Source organism: Streptomyces sp. CA-179760 (assembly GCF_050937045.1).
Lineage (GTDB): Bacteria > Actinomycetota > Actinomycetes > Streptomycetales > Streptomycetaceae > Streptomyces.
On the sequence record NZ_JBNJLZ010000001.1, the window covers coordinates 642953 to 653779 of the forward strand.

General features: G+C 69.8%; 11 protein-coding genes and 1 pseudogene. All 12 read right to left on the bottom strand.

Annotated features, from left to right (window positions below; translation table 11 throughout):
• Positions 1-6: 6 nt before the first annotated feature.
• Positions 7-357, bottom strand: a pseudogene (locus ACQEV8_RS02990) (alpha-hydroxy-acid oxidizing protein); the annotation flags it as partial.
• A complete protein-coding gene (locus tag ACQEV8_RS02995) occupies positions 300-1004 on the bottom strand; it encodes an alpha-hydroxy acid oxidase (RefSeq protein ID WP_432957097.1) in 705 nt (234 codons plus the stop codon). The pseudogene ACQEV8_RS02990 and the gene ACQEV8_RS02995, both read right to left, overlap by 58 nt.
• On the bottom strand, positions 1001-2026 hold the full coding sequence (gene hppD / locus ACQEV8_RS03000; RefSeq protein WP_432957099.1) for a 4-hydroxyphenylpyruvate dioxygenase: 1026 nt from the start codon (positions 2024-2026) through the stop codon (positions 1001-1003). Before hppD ends, ACQEV8_RS02995 begins: the two co-directional genes overlap by 4 nt.
• A gap of 40 nt (positions 2027-2066) precedes the next feature.
• A complete protein-coding gene (locus tag ACQEV8_RS03005; RefSeq protein WP_432957101.1) occupies positions 2067-3647 on the bottom strand; it encodes an MBL fold metallo-hydrolase in 1581 nt (526 codons plus the stop codon).
• Positions 3648-3750: 103 nt separating this feature from the next.
• Entirely contained in the window at positions 3751-4707 is a 957-nt protein-coding gene (locus tag ACQEV8_RS03010) for an ornithine carbamoyltransferase (protein ID WP_432957103.1), read from the bottom strand.
• Positions 4704-5711 (bottom strand): pyridoxal-phosphate dependent enzyme, encoded by a 1008-nt coding sequence (locus ACQEV8_RS03015; protein WP_432972380.1) that lies wholly within the window; start codon positions 5709-5711, stop codon positions 4704-4706. Before ACQEV8_RS03015 ends, ACQEV8_RS03010 begins: the two co-directional genes overlap by 4 nt.
• A gap of 71 nt (positions 5712-5782) precedes the next feature.
• Entirely contained in the window at positions 5783-6115 is a 333-nt protein-coding gene (locus ACQEV8_RS03020) for a hypothetical protein (protein WP_432957105.1), read from the bottom strand.
• Positions 6116-6144: 29 nt separating this feature from the next.
• A complete protein-coding gene (locus ACQEV8_RS03025; RefSeq protein ID WP_432957107.1) occupies positions 6145-6420 on the bottom strand; it encodes a hypothetical protein in 276 nt (91 codons plus the stop codon).
• Between the two features lie 250 nt (positions 6421-6670).
• Positions 6671-7447 (bottom strand): ABC transporter permease, encoded by a 777-nt coding sequence (locus tag ACQEV8_RS03030; RefSeq protein ID WP_432957109.1) that lies wholly within the window; start codon positions 7445-7447, stop codon positions 6671-6673.
• Positions 7444-8988, bottom strand: coding sequence for an ABC transporter permease subunit (locus tag ACQEV8_RS03035; RefSeq protein WP_432957111.1), 1545 nt, complete (start codon positions 8986-8988; stop codon positions 7444-7446). The genes ACQEV8_RS03030 and ACQEV8_RS03035 overlap by 4 nt, the downstream gene beginning before the upstream one ends.
• Positions 8985-9938 (bottom strand): ATP-binding cassette domain-containing protein, encoded by a 954-nt coding sequence (locus ACQEV8_RS03040; protein ID WP_432957112.1) that lies wholly within the window; start codon positions 9936-9938, stop codon positions 8985-8987. The genes ACQEV8_RS03035 and ACQEV8_RS03040 overlap by 4 nt, the downstream gene beginning before the upstream one ends.
• 182 nt (positions 9939-10120) lie before the next feature.
• A complete protein-coding gene (locus tag ACQEV8_RS03045; protein WP_432957114.1) occupies positions 10121-10810 on the bottom strand; it encodes a phosphopantetheine-binding protein in 690 nt (229 codons plus the stop codon).
• Positions 10811-10827 lie beyond the last annotated feature (17 nt).

Here is a 10827-nt window from a genome sequence, read left to right on the forward strand (position 1 = left end):
CTCGTCGACGACGGTGCCGAGCACCCGCTCGACGCCCGCCTCGCCGCCGGCCGCGAGGCCGTGCAGCACCGGACGTCCCAGGAGCACCGCGTCGGCGCCGAGCGCGAGCGCCGCCAGCACGTCCGAGCCGCGCCGCACACCGCCGTCGACGAGTACGGGGCAGGCGCCCCGGACCGCGTCCGCGATCTCCGGCAGGACGTCGAGCGTCGCGGGGACCGCGTCCAGCTGGCGGCCGCCGTGGTTGGACACGACGATGCCGGCGGCCCCGGCCGCGACCGCCTGCCGTGCGTCGGCCGGCGTCAGGACGCCCTTGACCAGGACCGGCAGCGAGCTGATCTCCCGCAGCCAGGCCACCACCCCCAGTCCAGGGCGGCGTCGAACTCGGCCAGCGCGTGGTCCACTGGTGAGGAGAAGCCGGCACCGGTGAGGTTGGCGGGCACGATGCCGTCCGGCAGGCGGAAGCCGTTGCGCAGGTCGCGCAGCCGGCGGCCGAGCCGGGGCGCGTCCGCCGTCAGGACCAGCGCCTCGAACCCGGCCCGCTCGGCACGTTCGATGAGGGCCCGTGTCGTGTCGCGGTCCCGGAAGCAGTAGACCTGCAGCCAGAGCGGCGCCGTCGCGACCCGCGCGATGTCCTCGAAGGTCCGCCCGGCGAAGGTGCTCACCACGAGGGGCAGACCGGCGCGGCCGGCGGCCCCGGCCGTGGCGACCTCGCCCGCCGGGTCCGCCAGGGTGTGGTAGGCGAGGGGGGCCACCCCGATGGGCGCCGCCCAGGGCCGGCCCAGGATCCGGGTCGTGGTGTCCGGCCGGCCCACCCCCGTGAGCACCCGCGGCCGGAAGCGCACGCGGTCGTACGCCTCCACGTTGGCCGCGAGGGTCCGTTCCTCCCCCGCGCCGCCCGCGCAGAAATCCCACACGCCCGGGTCCATGCCCGCGCGGGCCAGGTCCGCCCAGTCCGCGAGGGAATACGGGCCCGGTGCGCCGCCGTCCGGCGCCGCGCCGCTCACCCTGCGGCCAGCCGGTCTCGCTCGACCGCCTCGTACAGGGCCCGTATGTTGGCGCTGCCGAAGCCGCGCGAGCCCTGGCGCTGGATGAGCTCGAAGAACAGGGTGTTGCGCTCGTAGGGCGAGCGGCTGAACAGCTGCAGCAGGTAGCCCCATTCGTCGCGGTCGGCGAGCACCTGGACGGACCGCAGCTCCGCGACCTTCTCGCGCATGCCGGTGATCCGCTCGGCGAGCACTTCGTAGTACGAGTCGGGAGTGGCGAGGAACTCGGTGCCGGCCTCGCTCATCCGCCGCACGGTGGGGATGATCTCGTCCACCAGGAAGGCGAGGTGCTGGACACCGGGCCCTCCGTTGCGCTCGATGAAGGCGTCGAGCTGCCCCGGTTCCTTCGACGGGTCCGGGGCGACCAGGGTGAAGGTGACCCGCCCGGAGTCGCTGCGGACGACGATCGAGTCCATCGCCTGGTCCCCGACCGCCACGTACTCGGAGGAGTAGCGGGACATCCCGAAGGCGTTCTCGTAGAAGTCCGCGTACTCGGTGAGGCGGTGCCCTTCCAGGCAGACCGCGACGTGGTCGAGCAGCCGGACCGGGCCCTCCTGCGCGGGATCCGGCACCGGCGTGCTCGGTACCCAGTTGCGGCCCGGCGGCAGTTCGGCGGTCGCCGCGGTGGCGTGCGGCAGCAGGGTGTGGCTGACGTCGCCGAAGCCGGAGACGACCGGGTGGCCGTGCGAGACGGCCAGGGACCGGGCGCCGGCGGCCACCGCCGCGTCGTGCGTCGCCACCACGTCGTCGCAGCTGAACGCGATGTCCGCGATGCCGTCGCCGTGCCGGTCGAGAAAGCGGGTGGTGCCCGGGCCCGACGTCACGATCAGCCGGGTCTCCCCCTGGCGCAGCAGGATGGAACTCCGGTCGGGCTCCACGGAGTCGGCGATGCGGGTGAAGCCCATTCCCGAGACGAAGTAGTCGACGGCCGTCGGTGCGTGCCGGGTGTACAGCTCGACGTACAACAGGTCCTGCACTGTCATGTCTGTCTCCTCAAGAGCCGCTGGGTTGCCGGTCGTCCGTCTACCAGCGCCATTCCTGCTGGCCGTACAGGTGGCCCGCCTTGATGCCGCGGCCCTTGCACCAGTCCATGAACTCGTCGATCTGCTTGATCTGGTACGTGTCCTCGGTGTACGTCGTCGCCATGACGTGGCCGAGCCAGGGCTCCTCGCCCATCGCGTAGACGTATGCCTCCTTGGCTCCGAGCTCGACCATGATGTCGGCGGCCTGAGCGGCGTTGGAGCCGGACAGCTTGCGGGAGTTGCTCATCTTCTTCGTGACCGGCTTGGTGAGCAGCGCCTGGTAGAGCCAGGTGAGCGGGGCGCCGTCGCACTCCATGCCGAGGAAGGCGATGTCCGCGGTGCCCAGGTGGCGCTGCACGTAGCGGTACAGCATCGGGTCGATGCCCGAGGAGTCCGCGCCGACGTAGACCTTCTTGCCGGCGAACTCCGCCCAGTACGTGGACTTTCCGCGAATGTCGAGGTCGCAGTGCTCGCCGAGGAACGGCGTCGCGGTGATCTTGCCGCCGGGGAACTCCACCTCGTCGAAGTCGTCGACCTCGACGACCGGGAAGCCCTGGTGCTGGAGCATGAGCGCCATGGACGGGTCGGTGAGGTTGCCGCGCGAGGAGCGGGGGACGACGATCTGGCCGACCCGGCCGCGCAGCTGGAGCAGGGTCTCCAGGACGATGTGGTCCTGGTGGCCGTGCGTGATCAGCACGAGGTCGATGTAATCGGGCAGGTCGTCGAGGGTGTACCGGTCGCCGGCGGTGTTGTCGGCGCTGATGAACGGGTCGGTGACGACGGCGGCCTCGGGCGACTGGAGGACCAGGCAGGCGTGGCCGAAGTAGCGGATGCGGCCGCCCGCGTCGATGTGCCGGTCCTCGGCCAGGCTCGGCCGGTCGCTCAGCATGCCGGACAGCTGCTTGGTCTGGGCGTCGTCGAGTTCGAGGACCTCGCGGAGCTTCGCGAGCGTCGTGGGCTGCACCCGGGCCCTGAAGAGCGCCTCGAGCCCGGCGTGGCGGAACGGGATGTCCAGCTCCAGCACATCGGGCGAGGGCAGTCGCGGCGTGCTGAGGATGAACGGCCGCTCGATGCCGGTCTCGAAGGACAGCTGCACCGACTGGCGGTCCTCCTGGTAGAAGTCGCTGTGGTAGGCCAGCGGCTCCATGAAGCGCATCTGGGCCTGGTTGTCGGTGTCGTACGCCAGCTCGACGAGGCCGGCGAGCTCCACAGGCAGCTTCGGGTACAGCGGGGTCAGGTCGAACCCGGTGGCGTTCGCACGGAGCAGTTCCTGCCCCTCGGCGATCGCCTCGGCGAAGCGGATCATGGCGGCCCGCTCGCGCTTGATGGTGGCCAGCAGGTCGCGCACCTCGTCGGCGCGCTCCTCGGCGATGTTGACGAAGTAGCCGCCGCGCAGCTCGGGGTTGACGCTGGCCGCCACGTGGACCTTCGGGGACTGGAGGTACGACTCGAGGAGCGGTACCTGCAGGAAGGCCAGGTTCATCGCGGCCTGGACGGGCGCCAGGGTGTGCGGCCAGACGTAGAACCGGTCCACCAGCGGTTCCACGATGACCTTGGATCGCAAGTACAGCTCGTCAGACATGGGTGCCCGTCCTCCAGAGAATTGCCTGAATCAATGCCGAATGGTCAAAAGGCCGCGGACGGCGAACGGCCCGCGCAGGAGAGCGGCCGTCCGCGGCGGTTCGTCAACTGCGCTTGGTCTGTGGCGCTTTGCCGCCCACGACCCATTCCAGTACGGCCATGGCACTGGTCAGCTTCATCTCGGCCTGCTGCCAGGCGATCGAGCGCGGACCGTCCAGGACCGCGCCGGAGACCTCCTCGCCGCGGTGCGCGGGCAGGTCGTGCATGAACGTCGCTTCCGGCCAGCGCGCGAGGAGCCGCTCGTCGATGTGGAACGGGCGGAACCGCTCCCGCCAGTCGGGGTCCACCTTGACAGTGCCGGTCGTCTGCCAGCGCGTCGTATAGACGACGTCCACGTCGCTCGGCAGGTCGTCCGTGTCGTGGACCTCGCGGACGCTGCCGCCCGCCCCGGCCGCCCGCTTCGCGGCCGCGTCCAGCACCTGCGGGTCCAGTCCGTAGCCGGCCGGGGTGGCGAAGGTGATGCGGCAGCGCGGGATGTGGGAGATGCCGTGGGCGAGGGCGGATGCCGTGTTGTTGCCCTCGCCCAGGTAGAGCACGGAGATGCCTTCGAGCGAACCGAACTGCAGGAGCATCGTCGCCAGGTCGCACACACCCTGGGTCGGGTGCTCCTCGGCCGCCATTGCGTTGATCACGGGCAGCCGCCCGGCGCCGGCCATCTCCCGCAGGTCCTTCAGCGGTCCGGACGTCCTCGCGACGAGTGCGTCCAGCATGGAACCGAGGATGCGTCCGGTGTCCCTGACCGATTCTCCGGTCGCCGTCTGGAGATCGTCGGGCCCGTAGGTGATGGGAAACCCGCCGAGCCGCACGACGCCGCTCGTGAAGGCGGTCCTGGTCCGCGTCGACGTCTTGGCGAAGAGGACGCCGACCAGTTTGTCGCGCAGCGGCCTGTCGTGCGCCGTGCGGTCGAGGAAGAGCTCGCGGGACCTGGCGACCAGGCCCTGCAGTTCCTCCCGGGTCAGTTCGGACAGCGTCAGCAGCCCGCGTGCCTCGGTGGACATCATTCTCCGCTCTCGCCCAGGGCGCGGTAGACGACGGCGCCGCCCATCCCGGCTGTGGTGATCCCCTGGGCAGTCCGCCAGTCGGCGTGGTAGATGGTCGTCCGGTAGCGGTCCGCTCCGTCGGGGCAGAGGCACACGAGCTCGTCGATCTCCGGGTCCTGTCGGAACATCCGCAGAGCGGCAGCCACGGTCGCCCCGGAACTGCCCCCGACGCCGATGCCGGCCTCTTCGGACAGCCACAGGCAGGCCGACACCGCCTCCGCGGCATCGACGTACTGCACGGTCGCGGTCGCGGGGTCCAGGAAGCTCGACGGACAGCTCGCCCCGATCCCGGACAGCAGCCGCCGCCCGGAAGTGCGGCCGAGCGCCGCGGATCCGTGCACGTCGACACCGATGAGGCGCCAGTCCGCGCCGGTCGCGTCGACGAACCGGGTCAGGCCGGCGAGCGTGCCGCCCGTGGAGACGGGAACCAGGACCGTTGCCGGACCCGGCACCTGTCGCAGGAGTTCGGGTGCCGTGCCCTCGAAGTGGGCATTCGGGTTCGCCTCGCTCCGGTACTGATTCGTCCAGACAAGGCCGGGACGGACCTTCAGCTGTTCCTTGACGTATCGAATACGGCTGAGTAGAAATCCGCCGGCGGCATCCGGCTCCTCGATCACCTGCACCCTGGCTCCGAGGCCGCGCATCCGATCGATGAAGAATACGCTGGTGCGCGGATCGACGACAGCGGTGAACGGGACACCACGTGCGGCGCATTCGGCCGACATGGCGACGCCAAGATTTCCCGATGTCGACTCGATGACGCCGATGTCTTTGTCGATGCGGTCGGCCACATGCTCGATCAAAGAGACGGCGATGCGGTCCTTCAGCGAGCCAAAAGGATTCTTCGATTCGAGCTTGAGTCGCAGCCGCCGCGTCTTCCCGTTCACATCCAGGGAAACATGCACCATCGGGGTGTTCCCGACCGGTGAGTACACAGGGTCCGCAGATTTCACAGCCCTTGTCATCAGCGATCCGATATTCTTGAGTAGCGTGGCGGGTCGGCTCACGGCCCCATGAAGCACCGGATGAGGTTCCGTCAGGCGCCGGCCGTTTCCACGAGCGCGAGTCGGCCGACCCCCTTCAGGGTGGCCAGATCGATGTCGGCGATGCAGCGCACCGGGTCGCCGTTGAGCGTGAGGGTGCCCTCGACGTGCACGGTGCCGGTCCGGGCGTCGAAGTCGGCGCCGCTGAGGTCCGACGCCTCCCGGTCCAGGCGTATGCCCAGATCGGTGCCGCCTCTGGTCTCCGTGAACTTCACGAAGACGGTCCCGATGTCCGTCAGTCGGGTGTGCAGTTCCTCGAGCGTGGGCTCGGGTCCGCCGACCTCCACACTCTGCTCCGTACTCAGGCGCTCCGTCAGTTCGTCCATGGTTCATCTCTCCGATCGAAACGGCCGGCTCAGGACGGCTCGGACTCCACGTAGGCGAATGCCAGGTCGTCCGGGATGCTGAATTTCAGAGTGGTCTCGCAGAATTCACGCCACTCCGGGGTGTCCTCGGTGAACAGCCGCTTGTCCTTGTCGACACCGACAGGACTCAGCATGACCGTGAATTCATCGCAGAGGAACACCGTGGCGTCATCGGCAAGTTCACGCTCTTCGGGCTGCGCCCCGGCAGACCAGCCGGGAAAGCCTCGCAATTCACCCAGTGGGTACGATTTGCAGTACTTCCTCACCGGAACCTCCGAAAGCAGGCCGACAGCGGACGCGCCACATTCAGCACCCGAGGGACCGCCCGGGACGGCCTATCCGAATGCTGCACAACGCAATACGTTTTTGGGCGCCCTCAGCGTACGACAACCGTGCCTGCCCATCCATAAGTCCAAGCACAGAGAAATGGCGGTCCCGTGTCCAACTGGCGCCTTCGCGCAGTTGGACACGGGACCGCCTTACCCGCCCGGGGGATTAGCGGGTAGCCTGGTGCGCTTATACGTCCCGCAGGCGCAGCATCGCGCCGCCGACGGCCAGCGCGCCGGTGGCCCACAGGGCCACCACGCCGAGACCCTCCCAGGGGCCGATCGGGAGCCGGTCGATGCCGATCGTCGTCTGCACGGAGAGGCCGGCCGTCATGGGGGCGATCTGCTGGAGCAGCCGCTGCCAGTCCGGGTCCGTGATCACTTGGGTAAGGATCGGGAAGAAGAACAGCAGCCCCAGCACGATCCCGATCGCCGTCGCCGAACTCCGCACGATCAGCGCGATACCGAGGCTGAGCAGCCCGATCAGGGCGAGGTACAGGACGGATCCCGCGGCGGCGCGCAGCGTCACCGAGTCGGCCAGTGACATCGCCTCGTAGCCGTGCGCCTCGGTGAAGCCACGCCCCGGCTGCACCATCCCGCCGATCAGCAGGGACCCGACGACGGCGACGGCACCCGCCGCCATGATCACCCCACTGAGCACGGCCGCCTTCGAGAACAGGACGGTCAGCCGGCGTGGTACCGCGGCGACCGTGCTCTGCATCATGCCGGTGCTGTACTCGTTGCCCACCATCAGTACCGCGACGATCGCGACGACGACCTGACCGACCATGACACCGGTGAGGCTGAGCTTCGTGGCGTCCTCGCCGCAGCCCAGGGCATCACACCGAGAGGTCATGGCCACCGCCGCGCCGACCGCCAGGGTCAGCGCCACGGCACCGAACAGCAGCCACGCGTTGCTGGTGTCCGTCCGCAGCTTCGTCCACTCCGCGCGTCCTGCGTACCTCATGCGTCCCTCCGTCGGATCAGGACCAGGGCGCCGACGAAGGCGGCCGCGGCGTAGGCGCACAGGACGGCGAAGCCCGCCCACGGCGCCAGCGGGAAGTAGCCGTGCATCGGCGAGTAGACCGTGACGACCTGATCGTAGTGAGTGACGGTCTGCTGGATGCCGAACCCGGCGGCCGGTGTGACCTTCAGGAGCCAATCCGAGGCCGAGGGCGGCAGAACGGACGCGGTGGCGAGCAGATAGGGCAGCACCATGCTGACGACCACCACCGTGATGGTCACGGCGCTGCGCCGCAGGATCACTCCGACCGCCAGGGCGAAGACACTGGCCGCAGCCAGCAGGAGGCCCGTGCCCACGATGACCCTCAGCTCGGTCGAGGTCGGCACCGTCAGAACGGGAAAGCCGTTCGCCAGAGACCGTGACGCACCGAACGGCACCATGAACGCGGCGGCGATCGTACCGGCGAGGAAGGCGGCGCAGCCCACCACGAGGGCCTTCGACACCAGCACGCTTCCTCGGCCCGGGCTGGCCGCGAACGTGACGCCGATCAGCCCCCTGCGGTACTCGACGGTCATGTAGCCCGCGGCCACGACGACCATCATGATCAGTCCTGCGAATGCGCCGACGAGGAAGTTGGAGAGGATGCGCACACCGCTCGCCGCCGGCCCGCCGACCACCGGAGCGATGTCGCCGGCCCCGGTGATGCGGTAACCCCCGTCGGACCGGACCGCTTCGCCCTTCGTCGTCTGGCTGTAGCTGCCGCTCGTACCCGCGCCGTCGCTGACCTGCCGGTTCTGCCAGGCGTCGCCGCTCCACCCGCCACTCAGGGTGGGCGCGCCGAACGTGCCGGTCGCGACAGCGGGGTTGAACCCCGTTCCCGTACCGGTGTCCTCCGTAGCGGACGGCGAGGCCACGAACAGGCCGACCTGCGGCGACTCGGAGAGTCCGGAGAGGCGGGCCGAGCCCACCTCGGTCCACGCGCTGCCGTCCGTCGACTGATAGCCCGTCACGGTCTCGCCGGAGCGCTCCAGTCGGAGCCAACGCGGCGCCTCGGCTGACACCGCACCGGGAAGCCCCGCCTTGTCGTGCGTGTAGTCGTACTGCATCCGCACTCCGTGCGCCCCGGTGACCATCATGGCCGCGTACGACGAACCCGGCTCGAGGGAGTCCTTCACGATGATGCCGGCCTTGGCCCAGGGCGCGAGACCGGGCTTGTTCTCCGTGGGAGACGCCGCGACCTGACCGGTCAGCGAGGACACCGACACCGTCATGCTGCCGTCGCCCTTCAGCGGCTGGTGCACGAAGTAGAAGGCGTCGTTGACCGCATGGCCCGAGGGGCCGACCGGCAGCTTCGACGCGCCGCCGCCGTTGCTCTGGGCCGTCGCGAGCAGACCGACCAGGCAGGTGACGACCAGCGCACCGACCGTGCTGAGCACCCAGCCACGCACGGTCCGGAACTTGGTCCACTCCGCGCGCAGCACGCGTCCGAAGCCGCCGCGTGCCGGCCGGCTGGTGGCGGGCGGCGGCGAGAGGGTGGTGGTCATCGTCCGGCCTCCCCGGTGACGACCCCGCGGTACTGCACGGAGTCCCGGGTGAGCTCCATGTAGGCCTCCTCCAGGGACGCACGGTGCGAGGACACCTCGGAGAACGGCACCGCGTGCGAGCCGAGCACGGACACGACGTGCTCGGCCGACAGGCCGGTGACGCTGATCGTGTCGCTCCCGGTGGAACTCACCGTCGCGCCGGCCCGCGCGAGCACGTCCATCGCCTGCTGACGGGCGGACGTGCGCAGGGTGACGCGCCCCTCGGACACCGACGCAAGCAGGTCCTGCACGCTCATGTCGGCGACGACCTTGCCGCGCCCGACGACGACCACGTGATCAGCCGAGTCCTGGAGCTCACTCATCAGGTGACTGGACACCAGCACAGCACGGCCCTGTTCGGCGAGCGACGCCAGGAAGCCCCGCATCCACATGAAGCCCTCGGGGTCCAGGCCGTTGAACGGCTCGTCCAGCATGAGCATCGGTGGGTCGCCGAGCAGCGCGGCCGCGATACCCAGCCGCTGCCGCATGCCCAGGGAGAAGCCACCGGCCTTGCGCCCTGCCACGTCCTGGAGGCCGACCCTGCGGATCACCTCGTCCACCGCAGCGGTGCCAAGCCCCTGCGAGTGTGCCAGCCACAGCAGGTGGTGGCGGGCCGTCCGGCTGGGCTGCACGGCGGCCGCGTCGAGCAGCGCGCCGACGTGCTTCAGCGGAGTACGCAGCGTCTGGTACGGGCGCCCGCCGACCAGAGTGCTCCCCTTGTCCGGCCTGTCCAGCCCGAGGATGACACGCATCGTCGTCGACTTACCGGCACCGTTCGGACCGACGAAGCCGGTGATCTGCCCCGGCCTGACGGAGAACGACATGCCGTCCAGTGCCTGAGTGGTGCCGAAACGCTTGTAGACGTCCCTGACCTCGATCACGGCCTGTAACCCATCGATCGTCTTGTCCATGCAAGAAGGCTAGGGAACGAGGGGGTACGAGTCCTCACGGCAACGAGCGAAGTTCCGGCTGCACACGTGGGGGACGAAGCAGACCGCCCCTCCCTCGTACGAGGGAGGGGCGGTCTCCTACCTGAGGATGAGGCCCGGGCTCTGTCGTGCGGAACGGGCCGTCGAGATCCGATCGCCGGGGCTCAGAGGTCGAACTCCTCGTACTCGGTGTCCTCAGCGCCCACCGCGCCCTCCGCCGCCGCACCGCTTCCGACGATCACGGCGATCGCCGCGACGGTGGGCCGGTCGAAGACCGACGCGAGCGGCAGATCGACCCCGAACACCGCCCTGACACGCGAGACCACCTGCGTGGCGAGCAGGGAGTGCCCGCCCAGGTCGAAGAAGTTGTCGTCGACCCCGACCCGCTCCACGCCGAGCAGTTCGGCCCACATCTCCGCGAGGACGCGTTCGGTCTCGCTACCAGGCGCGACATATCCCTCCCCCGTGCCGGACCGGGTCGCGCCGTCGAGCACCCGGAGCGCGGCTCGGTCGACCTTGCCGTTCGGCGTGAGGGGCAGCGCGGCCAGCTCGACGAACACCGAGGGAACCATGAACCCGGGCAGCCGCTCGCCCACGAAGGCCCGCAGCTCACCGACGGCCGGCATCCCCTCCTCCTGATCCGCCGGCACCACATGCGCCACCAGCCTGCGATCCCCCTCCAGACCCTCGACCGTGACCACCGCCGCCCGCACCGCGGCGTGCCCGGCCAGGACCGTCTCGATCTCGCCCAGCTCGACGCGGAACCCTCGGATCTTGACCTGATCGTCCACCCGGCCGACGAATTCCAGCCGTCCGTCCGCCAGCCATCGCACCTGGTCACCGGAGCGGTACATGCGCGACCCGTCCCCGG